Raw genomic sequence first — 20947 nt, forward strand, 5'->3', positions numbered from 1 at the left:
AATAAATTATATGGTTTGTTAGGAAAAAATATTTCCTATTCATTTTCAAGAGGATATTTTACGGATAAGTTTGAAAAATTAAAACTTAAAAAAAGTAAATATGTAAATTTCGATTTGCAAAATATAGAAGACTTTCCAACAATTATAGATGAAAATGAGCACTTAAAAGGCATTAATGTAACCATTCCTTACAAAGAAGAAATTATTCCTTTTTTGAGTAAGATTGATAAAACTGCTAAAAAAATTGGTGCTGTAAACACAATCAAGTTTACAAAAAGAGGTAATTTAAAAGGCTATAATTCAGATGTGGTTGGATTTGAAAATTCTTTAATTCCGTTGTTAAAAAAACATCATAAAAGAGCTTTAATTTTAGGAACTGGAGGCGCATCCAAAGCAATTGCATACGCTTTAAAAAGAAATGATATTAAATACAAATTTGTTTCTAGAAATCCTGAAGGAAAAAAAGAAATTTCGTACAACAGTTTAACGAAAGAAGTTATGGAGAAACATACAATTATTATTAATTCTACACCTTTAGGAACCTTTCCAGATATTGATAAATGTCCGAATATTCCTTATCAGTTTATCACAAAAAACCATATTTTATACGATTTAATCTACAATCCAGCAATTTCTACTTTTTTATCAAAAGGAAAAGAAAAAGAAGCAATTACTAAAAATGGTTTGCAAATGTTAGAGTTACAAGCAGAAGAATCGTGGAGAATTTGGAATCAATAATCATAAATAATAAATTTTACTTATAATGATAACTTGTGATTGCCATAAGTTGTCTGTATTTTTACAAACAATATAATTATAGTATTATATTAAGACCTTTAAACATTGTATATATGTTAGATAATGCCAATCAAAATTTAGACAAAAACGAGTTAACATCTGGAGAAACAGAAAATAACGTAGAAAGTAGTAAACAAGAAACTGTTGCACAAACTACAGAAGAAGAAACCTCAAAAGATGTTGAAGTTGTTCAAGAAGCTACTGAATTAAAAGAAGAAAAAAAAGCTGAAATTATTGATGAAAATAAAGAGGCTGTAGATGAAATTGAAAAATCTGTAGCAGAAAATTCAGAGAATAATGACACTAAAGAAAATGCTCAGGAAGAAGTTGAAGCTGTAAATTATTCCAAATTTAGTCTTGAGGAATTAGTAGCAAGTCTTAAAAAGATTATAAGCGACAATCCTGTTCAGAAAATAAAAGTGCAAGTAGAAGAGGTTAAAAGCGCTTTTAATAAAAAGTTTGGAGCTTTTGTTGCAGAAAAGAAAAAAGCTTTTTTGGCTGAAGGTGGAAACAGTATCGATTTTCAGTTTTCGTTACCAGTTAAAGAAGAATACAATTCTTTATTATCTGAATATAAAAAGAAAAGAGACGCTTATTACATCGAAATTGACAAACAATTAAACTCTAACTTAGAGAAAAGAGTAAAGGTTATCGAAGATTTAAAGGAGCTAATAGATGAGGCAGATGCCACAACTATGTATAAAAAATTCAAGGATATTCAAGATTCTTGGAGATCCATTGGTCCTGTACCAAAAACGTATTATAATGATACTTGGAAAATTTATCATCATCATGTAGAGCGTTTTTACGACTTATTAAACTTAAGTAACGATTTTAGAGATTTAGAGTTTAAAAATAATTTAGAGCAAAAATTACAGATTATAGAAAAAGCGAAGTCTTTAGCTAATGAAGCTGATGTAAATTTTGCATCGAAAGAACTGCAAGATCTGCACAAAATTTGGAAAGAAGATATTGGACCAGTTGCCAGTGAAATGCGTGAAGAAATTTGGCATAAATTTAGTGAAGCAACTAAAATAATTCATGATAAAAGACATGATTATTTTAAAGAAATGCGTTCTAAATATCAGCAAATTACTGAGAAGAAATTAGAAGTTATTGAAGCTATTAATGCGTATGATACTTCTAATAATAAAAATCATAGTGATTGGCAAAAAAGTATAAACGATATTGAAGCGTTAAGAAAACAATATTTTAATGCAGGTAAATTGCCTTATACTAAAAGTGAAGAAGTTTGGCAAAAATTTAAAAAAGCGACAAAGAAATTTAACAGTGCCAAAAATGTTTTTTACAAAGAGGAAAAGAATTGGCAACAAGAAAATTTAAAAAAGAAAATTGCATTAATTGAAATAGCTGAGTCTTTAAAAGAAAGTGAAGACTGGGAAAATGCGACAAATACATTAAAGAAAGTACAAGCAGATTGGAAAGATATTGGGCATGTACCTCGTAAATTTTCTGATGATATTTGGAAACGTTTTAAAGCAGCTTGTAATCATTATTTTGATAGATTACATCAACAGAAAAATAACGTAAGTAAAGAAGAACAAGCAAACGTTACTGTTAAAAAAGAGTTTTTAGAAAACTTAAAGGAAACGAAACTAGCTACTAAAGAAGCAATTTTAAGTGCTATAAAAGATTGGAGAGCATTAGGTACTTTGCCAAGAAACATGCGACATTTAGAAGGGAAGTTTAACAAGCAAATAGATAAAATGTTTGAAACTTTGTCTTTAGATAAAGCTGAGATTTCTATGTTAAAGTTTACAACAGTTGTAGATGGTTATGTAGCTGATAATGATCAGAGAAAATTAGAGTCAGAGCAATTTTTTATTAGAAAAAAGATAGATGAAGCGACTAAAGAAATTCAACAATTAGAAAATAATTTAGGTTTCTTTTCCAATGCAAAACCAAACAATCCTTTAGTGATGAATGTAAAAAATCAAGTAGCTAAATTTAAAGAAGATGTTTTAATCTGGGAGCAAAAATTAAATTATCTTAAAAATTTAGATAATTAATTACAATATTTAAAATTTAAGAAAACTCAAAACTATGTTTTGAGTTTTTTTTTGGGTTAAAAATGTCAGTTAGGAAATAAAACAGACCTCACACAGTTTGTTATTTTGTAGAAATCTCGCACAAAGCTTATAAACTTTGAGAGATCAAACCCAAGAAAAACCATTTTGTTTGAGATGCTTTCGGCAAGACAAACTGGGTGTTCTAAGACTATTTGTAATAAAACTGTGTAAGATAATAAGTTTAATAATAACTATACAAATCAGAAAAGTATCACATCAAACTTAGTAATCAACCCAAAATAAACACCACAAAAAAACTCGAAGCTTTCACTTCGAGTTTTTTACTATTTTATTTCTTTTAGATTAAGAAAACATCTTATCCATTTTTTCTTTTTCTTCTTCAGCTAAAGCAGCATCTACTAAAATACGTCCACTATGTTCGTCTATAGTAATTTTCTTTCTGTTCGCTATTTCTAACTGTACTTGTGGTGGAATTGTAAAATAAGAACCTCCAGAAGCTCCACGTTCTATGGCAACAACTGCTAAACCGTTTTTAACTTTGGTTCTAATTCTATTATAAGCAGTATATAAATGCTCATCTAAAGATTCACCAAATTCTTTCGATTTTTTTATCAAAAGTGCTTCCTCTTTTTCAGTTTCTTTTAAAATAGCATCTAATTCAGCTTTTTTATGACCTAAATGAGCTTCTTGTTTTGCTAATTTTTCTTTAGTAGCATCAATTACTTCATTCTTTTGAGCAATTTTAGCTTTATACTCGTTAATTCTTTTTTCAGCTAATTGAATTTCCAAATCTTGGTATTCAATTTCTTTCGATAAAGAATCAAACTCTCTGTTATTTCTAACCTTTTGTTGTTGCTCATCGTATTTTTTCATTAACGAATTAGATTCATCTATTGCTAACTTTTTGTTATTAATATCTGTTTCTAAACTAGTAACATCTTTATTTAAGTTTGCAACTCTTGTATTTAATCCAGCAACTTCATCCTCTAAATCTTCCACTTCTAAAGGTAGTTCACCTCTAACGTTTCTAATTTCGTCAATTCTAGAGTCTATTAATTGTAAATCATACAATGCTCTTAATTTTGCTTCAACCGAAATTTCTTTCTTCTTTGCCATGTTTATATGTAATATATAGGATTTGTACTTTTTTCTGATAAAATGACTGCAAAATTACTAAATTTTTTTGTAAGATAATCAACCAAAAGGTTTTTTGTAAACTGTTCGCTCTCATAATGTCCAATATCTGCCAAAAGTATACTGTTTTCGGCTTTAAAAAACTCATGATATTTAAAATCTGCAGAAATATACGCATCTGCACCAGCTTTTTTTGCGTTAGAAATGGCAAAACTTCCAGATCCACCCAAAACTGCCACTTTTTTTATCTTTTTATTGATGAGTGCAGAATGTCGAACACAATCGGTTTTCATTGTTTTTTTGAGATATGCTAAAAAATCTTTTTCGTCCATTTCAGTTTTAAACTCACCAATCATTCCCATACCAATATTTTGATATACATTTTCTGTAGTTACAATTTCGTAGGCAACTTCTTCATATGCGTGATTTCCTTTTAAAGCTTTTAAAATGGCACTTTCATTTTTGCTCTCAAAAACTACAGAAATTTTGGTTTCTTCTCTTTTTGTAAGTTCGCCTTTCTTGCCAAAAGTAGGATTTGAATCTTCATTTCCTCGAAAAGAAGAAGTACCATGAACATCAAAAGAACACAAATCGTAATTTCCTAGACTTCCTGCTCCAGCTTCAAATAACTTTTCTTTTAATGTTGAAGCTTTATCAATAGGAACATAGGTTGTAAGTTTTTTTATAATTCCTTTTTTAGGGATTAATATTTTAGTGTTCATCAACCCTAAAACTTCACACATTTTTGCAGAAACTCCGTTTTTAGAATTATCTAAAGCAGTGTGTGTTGCATAAATAGCAATGTTATTTTGTATCGCTTTTAAAACCACTCTCTCTACATAATTATTTCCGTTGATTTTTTTTAATCCACCAAAAATAATAGGATGAAAACTTACAATTAAGTTGCAATTTTTAGCAATAGCTTCATCTACAGTTTCCTCTAAAGTATCTAAAGTTACTAAAACCCCAGTAACTTCTGTTTGATAATTGCCAATTAACAAGCCAACATTGTCAAAATCTTCAGCATAGTGTAAAGGCGCTAATTCCTCAATGTAATTTGTAATGTTTTGAATGATCATAAAATGAAATTATATAAAACTCAAAGTTAACATTTTCCATTCATCAATCCATAAAAATGCCTTATTTTTGAGTTGATGAAATTTTTACGATTCTTATTATTTCCGTTTGCAATTATTTATGATGTTGTAACAACAACCAGAAATTTATTTTTTGATGTTGGCATTTTTAAGCAAACCTCTTTTAAAATTCCAGTACTTGTGGTTGGTAATTTAAGTGTTGGAGGAACTGGAAAAACGCCTCAAATCGAATATTTGATAAGATTGCTCAATAAGCAATTTAAAGTGGCAGTTTTAAGCAGAGGTTACAAACGTAAAACAACTGGTTTTGTGCTGTTAAATGATGCTCATATTGCTTTAGATGTTGGTGATGAACCTTTGCAATACTTCAAAAAATTTAAAAATATAGATGTTGCAGTTGATGCAAATAGGGTAGAAGGCATTCAACAATTGATAAAAAGTAAGTCGCCAGAACTTATTTTGTTAGATGATGCCTATCAACATAGAAAAGTAAAAGGCAGTTTTTACATTTTACTCACCAAATTCGATGATTTATTTACAGATGATTTTTTGTTGCCAACAGGAAATTTAAGAGAGAGTAGAAGTGGAGCAAAAAGAGCAAATGTAATTGTAGTAACAAAATGTCCTGCAGATTTAAATCAGCAACAACAAGAAACGATTAAAAGGAAATTAGAGAAATATCAAAAAGAAGTATTTTTTACGACAATTTCTTATGGAGCAATTTTATCATCAAAAAATATTATTTCTATTGATGAGTTAAAAGATTATAAAATTTTATTAGTTACAGGAATCGCAAATCCAAATCCTCTTTTAGGTTTTTTAAATAATAAAAAAATAGATTTTAAACATTTAAAGTTTGCAGATCATCATAATTTTTCATCAACAGAAATAGAAAACATACAACTAGAGTTTGATGCTCTTACATCAACAAAAAAAATAATTTTAACCACAGAAAAAGATTTTGTTCGCTTAGAAAAAAGTATTGAAAACCTTTTTTATATTCCTATAGAAACCAGTTTTTTAGACAATCAACAAGATGGTTTTGATAAATTAATTATGAATCATATACAACAAAACCGATGTTAAAAACATCGGTTTCTCTTTTTGAATTTTTGCTAGAAACATTTAAAATGTGATTACTAACATATTTAGGACACAATAAAGTTTAACAAGTCACAGTTTATATTTTATTATGGTATTATTTTTGATACTTTTGAAGAAATTAAAAGATTATGAATAAATTATTTGGGTTTTTTATGGTTAGCCTTTTAGCTTATCAAACCTCATTTTCTCAACAGATAGATTCAACTGAAGTTGAGGTAGCTGAAATTGAAGTTGTTAACAAAATCGAATTGGATTGGGTTGCTACTTATAAAGAAGCTTTAAAAAAATCAAAAAAAGAAAATAAACCTGTTTTAATGTATTTTACAGGTTCAGATTGGTGTGGTCCATGTAAAATTTTAGACAAAGATTTATTTCATACCGAAAAATTTAAAGCATTAGCAGATAAAGATTTGGTGTTATTAGAAGTAGATATTCCTAGAAGAACAGATATAATTTCTGCGGATAAAATGAATGAAAATTTATATTTGCAAAGCAAATACAAAGTAAGAGCGTTCCCTACTTTAATGATGGTAAATCATAGAGGAAAAAAAATAGCAGAAAAAAAAGGCTATGTAATGACGGAATATTATTATCCTTTTTTCCAATCAGTTATCTTAAAATATTAAACAAAAAAAAACGAAGCAAATTTGCTTCGTTTTTTTATATATGTTAAATAGATTTTAAGCTATTTGTTATTTTTGATTTACAACTCTAAAAGTAGTTCTTCTGTTTATAGCATGTTCAGCTTCAGAACAAACAACATCATCTGAACATTTATTTAATAATCTAGACTCTCCAAAACCTTTTGCATATAATTGGCTTAAGTTAATTCCTTTAGATATTAAGTAATCTGTAACAGCTTTTGCTCTTCTGTCAGACAATTCTTGGTTGTCTTTTTTTGTTCCTCTCATATCTGTGTGAGATTCAATAAAAACAGCAACACCATCATTTAAAATTGGTAATAAACGAGCATCAATAATTTGTTTTGCACCTTCATTTAAAGTAGCACTAGAAAAATCCCAATTAATTGGTAAAGGTGTATTGTCAATTAATTGACAGTCTACAGCTTTCCAAGAAGTTAACCCTCCTTTTTGTACTAAAATTTCTTTGGTAACAGATCTAAAAACAGCAGGTATCACAACCTCTTCAGTTCTTGCATCTCTTACTAAAACAGTTTTCTCTATTGTTTGGTATTCTGCTTCAGTTTTTACCAAAGTTGTACTGGGTGGTTTTACCATTACTTTTCTTTGGTACGTTTTTCTAACACCAGGAATAGGAATTTTTACCACAGATGCATCACTTTGTAATTTTTCTACTGGCATTGTTTTAAATTCAGCAGGTAATGGCTTGTAACACCAATATCTACAATCATCTGGATCATCAGAATCACAATTTGGCATTTTCTCACTCATTTCCCAACTTGCAGAAGCAGCTTTTGTTTCAACAGTTTCAAAACCTTGAATAAAAACAGCTTTTTGAGATTCTAATCGTGTACCATCTTCTTTTTCAAAATAAGTAACTTCTTGAGTACCCCAAACAGCAGGAACAATTTTTACTTCTTGACCACTTTCTTTAATTAAAACTTTTTCTTGAATGGTTCTATATTCAGCAGGAAACGTAACAATTTTTCTGTATTCTGGAGAAACAGCAACATTTATAGTTTCATTTTTATATATATCTGGAGTTTTACAACGAACATAACATTTTCCTGGCTCTGGATTTTCTGGTAAATCTTGACCAAAAGTAATAGTAGCCATCATTAAAATAGCTATACTTAATAGAAATTTTTTCATACTCTTTAACATTAACAATACTTTAGTTTGGTAAATAACGATTGTGCCAAAAGTACTAAAAACATTTATAAGTTGATAGCAAAATTTTAAAATTATAACTTGTTGTAAAATAAACTTTTTATAATTCCGTCTGAAAGACCAATTTTAGGAACATATATTTTTCTTGCTCCACTCCATTTCATGGCAGATAAGTAAATTTTTGCAGCAGGTATAATAACATCTGCTCTATCAGGGTTTAAGCTTAATTCAGAGATTCTTTCTTGATAGCTCATTTGTTTTAAAAATAAATACTGAGCATTTAAATAAATGTAAGAAATTGGTTTTCCTTCTGTTCTACCAGACATTTTAAAGAGTTTATTAATGTTACCTCCAGAACCAATTAAAGATAAGTTTTTTAAGTCTTTTGTGTTTTTCTTTATCCACTTTTCAACATTGGCAAAAATTTCTTTGTTTACAGCTTTTTTGTTGTTTAACAAACGAACAGTTCCCATTTTAAAAGATTTTGAAATGGTAATTTTTCCACCAGAAAATATTGTAAATTCAGTACTTCCTCCACCAACATCAACATATAAGTAAGAATTATCTCCACTTATAAGTTCACTTAAATCTGTCGAAGAAATTATGGCAGCTTCTTCTTTGCCACCAATAATATCAATTTTTACACCAGTCTCCTCAAAAATTTTATCAACAACTTCAACGCCATTTTTAGCTTCTCTCATTGCAGAAGTTGCACAGGCTTTGTAACGTTCTACATTATGCACTCTCATTAAAAGTTTAAAAGCTTCCATAGCATCTAACATTCTTTTAATATTTTCTTCAGTAATAATCCCTTTTACAAAAGAATCTGCTCCCAAACGAATTGGCACACGTACTAAAGAAGATTTTTTAAATTGCGGTTCTCTTCCTTCCTTAACAATTACGTTAGCGATTAATAATCTAATTGCGTTTGAACCTATATCGATTGCACCGTATTTTTTTATTTCCAAAAAGCTACAATTATTTATGATTTTTAGGAAATTCTACCATAAAAGTTTTTCCCTTTTTTATATTTTTCCAGTGTTTTTCTTGAAATTTAATACCAATAATTCCGCAAGTAGAAACATGCGCAATTGGAGTGTTTCCAAACTTATTTACAAAGGTATTAATACCATGATCGTGACTAAAAATAATGGCAGAGTTAAAAGCATCATCTAAAGCATACACAGTTTTTACTAAATAACCATCGCTAAAACTATACAATTGTCTGTTAATTTGAAGATTAGCTAGAGGGTATTCTAAGTTTTCGCAGAAAATAATTCCTGTATGCAAAGCTCTATTTGCACTACTAGAAATAAAAACGTCAGGCCTTGCTATTTCCTTCGATAAAAATTTAGACATTAAATGTGCGTCTTTAATACCACGTTTTTTTAAAGGTCTGTCAATATCCTCAATCCCAGAATATTTCCAAGAAGATTTTGCATGACGAACTATGTAAAGTGTTTTCATTTAATTTGATTAATGAATTGTAAATATAAAAATTTAAGGTGCTAATCTTTCTAATTTCCAAGAAAAATCTTCTTGTAGCGAATATTTTATTCTGTCATGCATTCTGTTTGGTCTTCCTTGCCAAAACTCTAAAGAAACGGGTTTTACTAAAAAACCACCCCAATGTTTGGGTCTAGGTATTTCTTTGCCATCAAATTTTTGCTCAAAAGTTTTTAAATTTTCATCTAACTCTTCACGAGATGAAACTACTTTACTTTGTTCAGAAGCCCAAGCACCTAGTTTACTTCCATCTGGTCTTGATTCAAAATAACCATCAGATAAATTTTCGGCTAGTTTTTCTGCAACTCCTTTTATAATGATTTGTTGTTCTAAAGCTGGCCAAAAAAATGAAATACAAATATGATTATTATCTTCAATTGCCTTTCCTTTTTCTGAGTTATAGTTTGTATAAAAAATGAAACCTTCCCAAGTATATTTTTTTAGTAAAACAACTCTACTTTTAGGAAAACCATCTTTACCTATTGTAGCAACTGTCATGGCATTTGTTTCTTCAACAACTTCAGAATTATCTGCATTTATAAACCATTTTTGGAACAATTCCATTGGGTTTTCTGGACAGTTACTTTCTAAAAGTTCTTCTTTTTCGTAAGATTTTCTATAATTACTTAGGTCTTTTGCCATTTTTATAATTTAACGTTGTAAAAATATTAATTTTTTAAAGATTTTTAATAAGAAAATTTTGATTACTTAAGTTGTTAAGAAACGATAGTGAGGTTAACATTTTTATTTTACAATGAATTACAAGGTATAAATATTTAGTTTGAAAAATTATACCTTAAAGCTAAGGTATTTAGGAATATCTTGAAGTCTAAAAACTTTAATTTCTTAGTGCAGCTCATATATGATAATACTTTAACAGAGATTCACTTTAATTTGAAATATGGATATTCTATGAAATAAAAAAAAGAGCTGATTTGCATCAGCTCTTTTGAAATTAATAGTTTGAAATTGATACCCCTAAAAATTTTCGAAACTACTAACTTATTTTTTATCTAAAAATAATTTTAGATGTTCCGTAATTAGTTGCATTACTAGTTACTTGTAAAAGCATTACTCCAGTTTTTACTTTAAAGTTAAAATCTAACTCGTTTTTACCTGCATTTAACGTAGCTTTTTGACTGTAAATAATTTTACCAGTAATATCTGATAAAGTTACAGTTGCTTCTGTATCTGTTTCACTGAATAATAACAAGTTTACATTTCCTTGAGATGGGTTTGGATACGCCATAAATTCATTCTCAAACTTATCTATCTTATTTACGATTTGTCCTTCTACTGCTGTTTTTGCAAAACGAACGTCAGAGATTTTTAAATCTAACTCATTTGTTTGTGCTTCTACTGGTAAAAAGGTAAATGTTAACGTTGTTAAATCTTCTGCTGTCATTTTATTTTGACTCGCACTTGAGGTGAATATTTCAAAAGGAACATAATATGTTTGCTCTTCCTCAGAGAAATCAACCATTACTCTATACTGTGCTTTCCAGTCTTGTATTGAAGATTTTATTAAACCTAATTCCATTAAACCTGATCCTTTTGCTGTAAAAGCTACATAGTTATACTCAGAGTAATCTGCTGAGATAGTTCCAGGTAATAATGATTTATATACTGTTAGGTAATCATAATCACTAGTTGCTTTCACTTCAACATCTCTGTTGATAGCATACTCATCATCTTTATACTCTCTGTCGAAATTATTCCATACAAAGTAGTTTTTGATTTCTGTATAACGCTTGTCAAAGTCTAATCCCCAGTTTCCATCTGCATGATAAAATGCATCCTCTACTTCGTTATCTACTTTTACCAATCCATCATATTCATATCCATCTGCGATGTCTAATCGTAAACTTTGTTGAATCTCTGTGCTTAAAGAATTAGTTCTGTGCTTAATGTTATTGGCAGTTTCAGAATACAATTCTACCATAGATACTTCTGCAGTATTTCCTTCTTCTGTACTTCTTAACATCACAACTAATTCAGCTTTATCTCTATAAATTTTAGATGCATATGTTTCTGGAACTTTCTGAATTTCTGTTTGTTTTACAGGAATAAAAGATTGTAAGTTATTTAAAACATCAGCAACTAACTTTTGAGTATCTGCTGGCTTTGTAGACCATACTTGAAAGTTATATACATCATTAAACTTGGTGTAATTATTTACATACCAGTTTGTTTGAATTGTATAATTGGTATCGTTATTGTTCTTTGCTGTTGCAAAAGAAATTGCATATTCTACAACACCATTTCTTTGTTTAATTCCTTGCATTAAGAAATTATACCCTTTTACTTGTACAGTCTGAATATTTAAAATTTCTGCTCCTCTTAAACGATCACAAGATGCTTTTGTATGATTGTAAACCTTATCAGTGGTTTTAATTCCTAATACAACACCTTTTGTTTCGCCATCTAAAGAGAAATCTACAGCTAATACTTCATCTGCTGTTGTGATATCTAAAATATCTGTTGGCGATGTTATATTCGCTACATTTCCTGCTACTAATTCAGTTGGAAACATATCTAACATCGTTTGTCCTTTTCCTTGATAAGGCTGAACAGACTTCATTTTAGATTTATTATACAAGTTTGCTTCTGACTTTACAAATTCTGTTGGTACAGAATTTTTCTTTCTTCCTACATACAATTTAGTCAAGGCATCTCCTAAAGATTCTGATTCAATTCCTCCATCATTTCCTGTATTTACACCTCCTGAAGAAACGCTATACCCAAAGTCTTGATCTAAATTAGTTTCTTCTAATGATAAAGAAACAGTACTTGTATTTGCAGTTCCTACTCCATCTGCATCAAATGTCGGAATTAAATCCGCAATTGTTTTACCTGATGGAATCCCTGAAGTTACAGTACTTAAATCTACAGTAACTGTATAAACACCTGCTGGTAAATTATCAAATAAGTAGTTTCCATTTGCATCTGTTGTCGTTGTTACATCATCTGCTGAATTACTTGGTGTTCCTGGATCTAAAGTTACAGTTGCTCCTCCTAATCCGTTTTCTCCTGCATCTTTAAGTCCATCTCCATCTGTATCAAACCAAACTGTATCTCCAATTGATCCTAAACCAGAACTAGTTACTGTAAAAGTTACATCATCAGAAGTTGCAGCACAATCTCCATCTGCAGCAATTGTATAACGAATTACAACAGTAGTATCAGTATTGATATTGTCTGGAGTGTAGGTTGTTCCATTGATATTTCCACCACCAGAAACGATTGACCAAGTTCCTCCAGTTGGAGTGCCTGTTAATGTTTTGGTTTCTCCTTCTGTAATATCTGCTGTTGATGTTGTGTTATCAGCAACTACATCACAAACTGGGGTTACTGTAAAAGTTACATCATCAGAAGTTGCAGCACAATCTCCATCTGCAGCAATTGTATAACGAATTGTGACATCTGTATCAGTGTTGATATCAGCTGGTGTATAGGTTGTTCCTGAAATGTTTCCTCCTCCAGAAACGATTGACCAAGTTCCTCCAGTTGGAGCACCTGTTAATGTTTTTGTCTCTCCTTCAGTAATATCTGCTGTTGATGTTGTATTATCAGCAACTACATCACATACTGGTGTTACTGTAAAAGTAACATCATCAGAAGTTGCAGCACAATCTCCATCTGCAGCAATTGTATAACGAATTACAACAGTTGTATCAGTATTGATATCAGCTGGAGTGTATGTTGTTCCAGAAATGTTTCCTCCTCCAGAAACGATTGACCAAGTTCCTCCAGTTGGAGTTCCTGTTAATGTTTTTGTCTCTCCTTCTGTAATATCTGCTGTTGATGTTGTATTGTCAGCAACTACATTACATACTGGTGTTACTGTAAAAGTAACATCATCAGAAGTTGCAGCACAATCTCCATCTGCAGCAATTGAATAACGAATCACAACAGTAGTATCTGTATTGATATCTGCTGGAGTGTACGTTGTTCCATTGATGTTTCCACCACCAGAAACGATTGACCAAGTTCCTCCAGTTGGAGCACCTGTTAATGATTTTGTTTGTCCTTCTGTAATATCTGCTGTTGATGTTGTGTTATCAGCAACTACATTACAAACTGGTGTTACTGTAAAAGTTACATCATCAAAAGTTGCAGCACAATCTCCATCTGCAGCAATCGTATAACGAATTACAACAGTAGTATCAGTGTTGATATCAGCTGGAGTGTATGTTGTTCCTGAGATAGTTCCTCCTCCAGAAACGATTGACCAAGTTCCTCCAGTTGGAGCACCTGTTAATGTTTTTGTCTCTCCTTCTGTAATATCTGCTGTTGATGTTGTATTGTCAGCAACTACATCACAAACTGGTGTTACTGTAAAAGTTACATCATCAGAAGTTGCAGCACAACTACCATCTGCAGCAATTGTATAACGAATTACAACAGTAGTATCAGTATTGATATCTGCTGGTGTATAGGTTGTTCCATTGATAGTTCCTCCTCCAGAAACGATTGACCAAGTTCCTCCTGTTGGAGCACCTGTTAATGTTTTTGTTTGTCCTTCTGTAATATCTGCTATTGATGTTGTATTGTTTGCTATAGTGCAAGATGGCTCAATTGCCTGTTCAAAACGCTCATAGTGCATTTCACCTGCTGCATGAACTAAAGATTTTCCAATTACTTGCCCATCAATGTTTCCCCAGTTATTAGTTTTACTTATATCAGCAAATGGAGCGAATATTGTACCTTTTATAGTATTATTACCAGCAATAGTAAGATTTGTTGTGTTGTAGAAATTATAAAATATATAAGAGCCTTCTTGATCACCAATACCAGCTTGGTTCCAAACATTCCAATTGAAAGCTCCTTGTGCATCTACATTAACTACTAAGATTCTAGAAGAATTTGGTTTGTTATTAAATGTAATACCATTTGTAACCTGATTTAAATCTGTCCCAGTAACATTTAAATAATTAATACCGTTTTGTAAATTTATTTTTAATTGATTAGGTAAATTAGTATTTGAAATCGGATCTCCATTAGGATTTGTTAATTGAGCGTTATTTGCATTTTGAGAAATATTTGTAGATGAAGCTCTCATGGTTTGAAAAGCTGCATTAAAATCAATAATATTACCTTCTATAACAGGGTTATTTGTAGCGCTTACCCCTAAAGCAGGCGCATTTGTTTGTATAGATATTTTTGGATTAGACCAATATTGGCTTCCACTTTTATTAATAACTATATTTCCATTAGCGTTATTATTGTCTTTATACCAAACCATACTACCAGTTCCATTCCCAATTTTCACATAGTTGCTTGAATTGATTTTAATATCACCATTAGTACTAGCATTAAAGTCTACTTTCCCACCAACTACCAAACCAACTTTTACACCATTAACTTTAAATTGATTTACATCATGACCAGCTATGACATAAGTACCTTTAATTGTTAAATCTCCACCTAAAGCAATACCTCCATCAGTTTCGTTTTGTTGTAGAGTTACATCGTTTTCAATAAAGACATTAAAGCCTTGAGCAGGATCTGTAGGGCTTTGGGCATTTGTGAAATTAACTACACCTAAAAGTGCTAGTATAATACTTACTGTAATTTTTTTCATGGTGTGAAAAAGGTTATAATTAGGGTTACAACTTTTATTATCTTACGAACAAAACTTAGAGGTTTTGGACTTAGGAAAGAATTTAAATTTTTATCTGCAAATTATTTTACTATAAAATAAATTCTACAAATAGGTTTTTTAAATACTTTTTTTTAAAAGTTTAGCTTATAGATATAAATAAATATTTTCGATATTTTTTCGCTGAACATTCAGCAAATTTTGCAGATTAGGGTTTCTCATAATTGAAAAAGTTTTTAATTAGGGTTTACTACTTTAAAATTCAAGAACAAAATTAATTATCTTTTTTTCTTAGGGGTTAATTTTTCTTTAAAACAGGCTTTATTTTCGATGAAAAACAGTTTGCCTTAGTTTATTGAAAAGTATAACATTAAAAAAAAATATTAAATTTTAAATTTCCTTAGTTTATTGAACTTGAATAATTTACAAAAGTAATGAAATTTAATTAATATTTATATTCTAAAATTTAAAACTACAATTATATTTAGTATGCTTTTGTAGAGTTGTCTTCATCCGCAGTTGTAAGGTCTTTAACAGCATTAGGGATGTAGTTTGCAGATTTCTTTTTTATTTCTGCAGATGAAGTATCTCTTTTTTGTATGATATATAGTTAAAGTTAATAGAGATGTCCACACCCATAGATGCATTTTTTTTAAGAACATTAGGGATGTAGTTAAAATAATTTACATTTTTTGTTATTTCTATGGATGAGGTATCTCTTTTCTTAATGATCAATTTCAACTTTAAAATATCGATAGATTTTGTGCTTTTTTTCGATGTTTCAAAATGCGTAAGATTCTTTAAATTTAATGGTGTTGATACTGTATTTGTATGTTTTTTATTTTTTAATATCCAGAAAGAATCGTTGTTTTTTGTGCATGCAACTGTAGTATCACTACTAAAATTTAAAGAAAATGTAAAAATTTTAGATGATAAAGTACTGCATTTTAATAAAAACACTTCTTTATTTGATTTCATAACTTGGGGTTAGAATGAATTCTTTTAAATAGCTTTTAGCTGAGATTTAGTATATATAAAGACTAATCTCGAAAAAAGTGCTTTTCTTTTTCTGAATGTAATATGGAATATCCTGTTTTAATATCGCTAAATAGATTAGCGTAACAGAATTTTGTGGTAGCAGTTTTAGCCTTGCCTGTGTGACAATTTTTTATAGAGGTGTTCATACTTGGGGATTTTATTGTATGATAAATATATTGTTTTTTTTTATATAAAAAAACAAATAGTTAAAAAAATACTAAAAATTTAAATAGTTGTTTTTCTAAAAAGGTATAAACCGATAAAAGTAACGAGTCCATTTAAAATTAAAAGCGCAAAACCAAAATCGAAATTGAATGCATTTAAACATACGTAATTTATAAAAAAAGTTATAAAAGGAGATGCAATACAAATAAAAGGAACTGCAGTATCTTTTACCTTTATTTTCGTGAACAAGCCAAAAGCGTATAAGCCTAAAAGTGGACCATACGTATAATTTGCAAACGTAAATATTTTAGCAATTACACTTTCATCAGCAATAAAATATTTGAAGATTAAAATGGTACCAATTAATATAAAAGAGAAAATAATATGAATTCTCTTTCTTGTCTTCTCTTGATTTTCTTCAGATTGTTTTTTATCAATCTCTAAAATATCGATGCTAAATGAAGTTGTTAAAGAAGTTAAAGCAGAATCTGCGCTAGAATATGCAGCTGCAATTAAACCTAATAAAAAGAAAATGGCAGTTGCCAAGCCTAATGTGCCTTTTGTAGCTATTATCGGAAAAAGCTCGTCTTTGTGAGCGTCAATTCCATTTTTTTGAGCATAATCTGTTAACAAAACACCTAAAGCTAAAAAGAAAAAGTTTACGATTACTAAAACTATTGTAAACCAAAACATGTTTTTTTGAGCGTCTTTCAAGTTTCTGCAGGTTAAGTTTTTCTGCATCATATCTTGGTCTAAACCTGTCATAACAATAGCAACAAAAGCGCCTGCTAAAAAGCGTTTCCAAAAATAATCGCCAGTTTTTACATCTTCAAAAAAGAAGGTTTTAGAAAGATCGCTCTCTGCAACATAGCTAAAAATATTGCTAATTTGTAATTCGTCAGAAATCGTATAAATACAAACACCAACAGCAATTAGCATAAATAATGTCTGTAAAGTGTCTGTCCAAACAATAGTTTTAATTCCGCCTTTAAAAGTGTACAACCAAATTAGTAGAATTGTAATGGTTACAGTTACCCAAAAAGGAATTCCATATTCATCAAACAGTAATAATTGCAACACATTTGCCACTAAGAAAAGTCGAAATGCGGCTCCAATTGTTCTTGATAATAAAAAGAAACTAGCACCAGTTTTGTAAGAATAATTACCAAACCTATCTTGTAAATAGGTGTAAATTGATGTTAAATTCAATCGATAATAAAGAGGAAGTAACACCAAGCCAATTACTGCATACCCAACAATATAGCCCAAAACCATTTGCATATAGCTCATACTTTGCGCTTCTACCCAACCAGGAACAGAAATAAAAGTTACACCAGAAAGTGAAGCGCCAATCATACCAAAAGCCACTAAATACCAAGGAGAAGAGTTGTCTGCCTTAAAAAAAGTTTTGTTGTTTGCAGATTTTCCTGTGATGTAAGAAATAAAAATCAAGACAGAAAAATAACCTACAATTAATAAGATAATATGAATTGGTTGCATTTTTAATTTACTTTTTAAAGCTACGAATATAGGTTTTTTGTCGTTTAGAAAATATAATAGCAACAAGATTTAAATCGAAACAAAAAACAAGATGGAAATAGAAAATTAACCCTAGAAATTTAGAGTGATTTTTCTCTGTTTTCTATCTTCTTTTTTCTGATGAAAAGTATTAATTTCGCCAACTATGGATTTTTCATCAAAAATATTAGAAAACGCTGTAAATGAAGTTTCACGTTTGCCAGGAATTGGCAAAAGAACAGCTTTGCGTTTGGTTTTACATTTATTAAAACAACCTTCAGAAAATACAAAATTTTTGTCTGAAGCCTTGTTGCATTTAAGAAATGATGTAAAAAACTGCGAAAAATGTCATAATATTTCTGATACACTTTTATGTAATATTTGTCAGAATCCAAAAAGAAACCCAGAAATTGTTTGTGTAGTAGAGGATATTAGAGATGTAATGGCTATTGAAAGCACGTCTCAATTTCAAGGATTGTATCATGTTTTAGGTGGAAAAATATCGCCAATTGAAGGAATTGGACCACAAAACTTAAAGATAGATTCCTTAATTACCAAAGTAAAAAACGGAGAAATTAAAGAACTTATTTTTGCGTTAAGTTCAACAATGGAAGGTGATACCACAAATTTCTACATTTACAAACAAATAGAAAAGTTCGATATTACAACGTCTACAATTGCAAGAGGAATTGCAGTTGGTGATGAACTTGAATATGCAGATGAAGTTACTTTAGGAAGAAGTATTGTAAATAGAATTCCTTTTGAGCAGAGTATAAGAGGTTAAATTTTGATAGTAATTAATATATTGATGATTTAAATTTTTGGAATTTTATTACTTATATATGGATTTTATAAGCTGCCTTTTTATCTTTCTATTTCAGGTAATACAAATTTTTTTTCTTCCGCTTTTTGTCTTATAAAAAGTAAATCCCTTTCCTTTAAAGTGTATACTAATTCCTTTTTATTAAAACATTTACCATTTGATAAATCTAATTTTATTCCACTTTCAATTAAATGTGCGTGAGGATTAGAAGGAAATGGGTCTACATCATATTTGTGAATTATCCAAATTAGTCCTTTAGATTTAATTCGAACTTTATAGTTCATTAATAAATCTTTTGGTATTATTTCACCTGAAGTTTCAACTGTATTCTTTAGTATTTTAAAATCGAAATCTGATAATAATTTTAGAGCTTTTTTATATTCAATTGTTAAACTCCAAAAATCTAAGGGGTGTTCCCAATTTTTTTCTTCTTTTAAAACAAGATATAAAGAATCAAATATTTCTTCACGTGAAATTTCTTCATTTTTTAATTTCGAATAATATTCTGAAAGATTATTTAAAATAGAATCTAGTTCACTAATCTTATTCAACGAATTTTCAGTTCCTTTTTCACTTTTTTGCATTTTGTTTTTTTTGGTTGCTTACAGCTCATTATATAGTACTTTTATTACATATGTTCCGTAAATTTAAACTAGATATCGTAATTTTTAAATTACTATTCTCCTGTAAATATAATTTATTTGAAAAATAGTTTTAACTAAAATGTAAATTTTATAGTAGCTGTGTTCAACGTATTAATCTGTTTTAATAATCAATTTAACATGTCTGTAAATATTAGTTTTTTTAAACTAAACTCTAATCGTTAAAATAGGTTTTGATGCTTTTTTTGATAAAGATTTGGTGACACTTGCAGAAAATAAATGCGATAAACCAGTTCTACCACTTGTGCTTAAGGCAATTAAATCTGCATTAATATTATTGGCAAAGTTTAAAATCCCTTTTTCAATTAAAGCGTCATTATATATATTGATGGAATATTTGGGTAAATCAAATCCTTCAATAAAATTTTCGATTTTTTCAGTGGCTTCTTGCGTACTTTCAAATTTTGAGGGTGTATTTATTTTTAGTAAATGTATTTTACTATCAAAATGATTTGCAAACTCTAAAAATTTCCTAAAAACTTCTTTTTTATCTTCATTTTTAAAGCTAGAGGCAAATATTAAATTTTTCATTCTAAATTTTTCATTGTCTTTTTTTACGACAATTACTGGCATTTTGGCTGTTCTTACTACTTTTTCTGTGTTAGAGCCAATAATAATTTCTTCAAACTCAGATTGCCCTTTATAACCCATTACAATTAAATCCGCATTAATTTTATCAGCATATTTTAAAATACCTTCATAGGGAGTTTGTAGTTTTATCGCATAATGCACTTGAGTACTTTTGCTAAAAAAACTATTTTTAAATTCTAAAATACGTTCTCTTATCTTTCTTAAATACAACATGCTTTCAGGAATGCTAAAACTGCTTGCAGGCCCCATATCTACAACACCTGTTGGTAGTTCTATAATGTGTAAAAGGTAAACAACACTATTAGATTTCTTAGCAATTCTTGCTGCCATTTTAGAGGCAAATTCAGATTTTTTTGAAAAATCTATAGGAACTAAAATGTTTTTCATGGTGGTAGAATTTTTAGGTTAAAATTGATGTATTTAAAGTTACAAAAAAAAATGAATATAATTACGTTTGATAAATAGCAAAGTATTCGTATATTTGCACCGAATTTAGCAGTAATTTGATAAATGAGGGGACTTAAAGTCCCCTCTTTTTATACTCAGAAGCAATGTTTTTTGAGGAAATTATAAGATTTTAGCATGAATCAAACCAAGGTAAAGGATTTAGTAGACGAGGCTTTAGCGCTGAATGAAACGTTATTTTTAATAGATTTGTCAATCTCTGTTAATAATAAAATTCAAATCACTGTAGATGGAGATAATGGAGTTCCATTAAGTGAGTGTATTAGAATCAGCAGAAATGTTGAAAATAGTTTAGATAGAGAAGAAGAAGACTTTTCTTTAGAAGTTACCACTCCAGATATTTCTCATCCGTTAAAAGATAAGAGGCAGTATGTTAAAAATATCAACAGAATATTAACAGTAAAAACTGCTGAAGAAGAGTTTGAAGGTACTTTAACAGAAGCAGATACTAATAAAATTGTACTAACTTGGAAAGTTAGAGAGCCAAAACCAATAGGTAAAGGTAAAGTTACTGTATTAAAAACAGCAACTATAGACTATAAAGATATTAAAGAGGCAAAAGTGAAGATTGTATTTTAAGTA

Annotated in this window: 17 protein-coding genes; 6 read left to right on the forward strand and 11 right to left on the reverse strand. The window is 29.5% G+C overall.

Translation table 11 applies throughout. From position 1 onward, the window contains the following. Positions 1–15: 15 nt before the first annotated feature. A complete protein-coding gene (locus LPB03_RS16800) occupies positions 16–738 on the forward strand; it encodes a shikimate dehydrogenase family protein (protein ID WP_437438324.1) in 723 nt (240 codons plus the stop codon). A gap of 113 nt (positions 739–851) precedes the next feature. Then, positions 852–2828 carry a DUF349 domain-containing protein gene (locus LPB03_RS15725; protein ID WP_065320189.1) on the forward strand — a complete coding sequence of 659 codons (1977 nt, stop codon included), beginning with the start codon at positions 852–854 and terminating at the stop codon, positions 2826–2828. A gap of 363 nt (positions 2829–3191) precedes the next feature. On the opposite strand, the gene LPB03_RS15730 is transcribed toward LPB03_RS15725, so the two are convergent. Next, on the reverse strand, positions 3192–3965 hold the full coding sequence (locus LPB03_RS15730) for a zinc ribbon domain-containing protein (protein WP_065320188.1): 774 nt from the start codon (positions 3963–3965) through the stop codon (positions 3192–3194). Between the two features lie 2 nt (positions 3966–3967). After that, the gene (locus LPB03_RS15735; protein WP_065320187.1) at positions 3968–5062 is read right to left on the reverse strand and encodes a Nif3-like dinuclear metal center hexameric protein; all 1095 of its coding nucleotides are present in this window, start codon (positions 5060–5062) and stop codon (positions 3968–3970) included. Positions 5063–5137: 75 nt separating this feature from the next. On the opposite strand from LPB03_RS15735, the gene lpxK reads away from it, so the two are divergent. Both lpxK and LPB03_RS15745 read left to right on the forward strand, forming a co-directional pair. Further along, on the forward strand, positions 5138–6166 hold the full coding sequence (lpxK, locus tag LPB03_RS15740; RefSeq protein WP_065320186.1) for a tetraacyldisaccharide 4'-kinase: 1029 nt from the start codon (positions 5138–5140) through the stop codon (positions 6164–6166). Between the two features lie 146 nt (positions 6167–6312). Beyond that, on the forward strand, positions 6313–6810 hold the full coding sequence (locus LPB03_RS15745; protein ID WP_083187310.1) for a thioredoxin family protein: 498 nt from the start codon (positions 6313–6315) through the stop codon (positions 6808–6810). A 66-nt stretch (positions 6811–6876) separates the two neighbouring features. On the opposite strand, the gene LPB03_RS15750 is transcribed toward LPB03_RS15745, so the two are convergent. From LPB03_RS15750 to LPB03_RS15780, 7 genes are all read right to left on the reverse strand, one after another. After that, a complete protein-coding gene (locus LPB03_RS15750; RefSeq protein WP_065320185.1) occupies positions 6877–7977 on the reverse strand; it encodes an OmpA family protein in 1101 nt (366 codons plus the stop codon). A gap of 92 nt (positions 7978–8069) precedes the next feature. Further along, complete coding sequence (locus LPB03_RS15755) at positions 8070–8963, reverse strand: Ppx/GppA phosphatase family protein (RefSeq protein ID WP_065320184.1); 894 nt, start codon at positions 8961–8963, stop codon at positions 8070–8072. A 10-nt stretch (positions 8964–8973) separates the two neighbouring features. After that, the gene (locus tag LPB03_RS15760; RefSeq protein WP_065320183.1) at positions 8974–9462 is read right to left on the reverse strand and encodes a SixA phosphatase family protein; all 489 of its coding nucleotides are present in this window, start codon (positions 9460–9462) and stop codon (positions 8974–8976) included. A gap of 33 nt (positions 9463–9495) precedes the next feature. Next, the gene (gene pdxH / locus LPB03_RS15765; RefSeq protein ID WP_065320182.1) at positions 9496–10143 is read right to left on the reverse strand and encodes a pyridoxamine 5'-phosphate oxidase; all 648 of its coding nucleotides are present in this window, start codon (positions 10141–10143) and stop codon (positions 9496–9498) included. A gap of 367 nt (positions 10144–10510) precedes the next feature. After that, the gene (locus tag LPB03_RS15770) at positions 10511–15085 is read right to left on the reverse strand and encodes a collagen-binding domain-containing protein (protein ID WP_070239029.1); all 4575 of its coding nucleotides are present in this window, start codon (positions 15083–15085) and stop codon (positions 10511–10513) included. 585 nt (positions 15086–15670) lie between these two features. Further along, positions 15671–16081, reverse strand: coding sequence for a hypothetical protein (locus tag LPB03_RS16690; protein ID WP_139059010.1), 411 nt, complete (start codon positions 16079–16081; stop codon positions 15671–15673). A gap of 285 nt (positions 16082–16366) precedes the next feature. Continuing rightward, a complete protein-coding gene (locus LPB03_RS15780; RefSeq protein ID WP_065320737.1) occupies positions 16367–17806 on the reverse strand; it encodes a sodium:solute symporter in 1440 nt (479 codons plus the stop codon). Between the two features lie 184 nt (positions 17807–17990). Here LPB03_RS15780 and recR point away from each other — a divergent pair, with 184 nt between their 5' ends. Beyond that, entirely contained in the window at positions 17991–18608 is a 618-nt protein-coding gene (gene recR, locus LPB03_RS15785) for a recombination mediator RecR (protein ID WP_065320599.1), read from the forward strand. Between the two features lie 80 nt (positions 18609–18688). Here recR and LPB03_RS15790 read toward each other — a convergent pair whose 3' ends face one another. Together LPB03_RS15790 and LPB03_RS15795 are read right to left on the reverse strand one after the other, a co-directional pair. Continuing rightward, a complete protein-coding gene (locus LPB03_RS15790; RefSeq protein ID WP_065320600.1) occupies positions 18689–19231 on the reverse strand; it encodes a hypothetical protein in 543 nt (180 codons plus the stop codon). 225 nt (positions 19232–19456) lie between these two features. Beyond that, positions 19457–20287: a universal stress protein gene (locus LPB03_RS15795; RefSeq protein ID WP_065320601.1), complete on the reverse strand. Its 831-nt coding sequence runs from the start codon at positions 20285–20287 to the stop codon at positions 19457–19459. A 195-nt stretch (positions 20288–20482) separates the two neighbouring features. Between LPB03_RS15795 and rimP the strand changes: the two genes are divergently transcribed. Beyond that, the gene (rimP, locus tag LPB03_RS15800) at positions 20483–20944 is read left to right on the forward strand and encodes a ribosome assembly cofactor RimP (RefSeq protein WP_065320602.1); all 462 of its coding nucleotides are present in this window, start codon (positions 20483–20485) and stop codon (positions 20942–20944) included. Positions 20945–20947 lie beyond the last annotated feature (3 nt).

The sequence above is a fragment of the Polaribacter vadi genome (assembly GCF_001761365.1).
In the GTDB taxonomy this organism is placed as follows: Bacteria; Bacteroidota; Bacteroidia; order Flavobacteriales; family Flavobacteriaceae; genus Polaribacter; species Polaribacter vadi.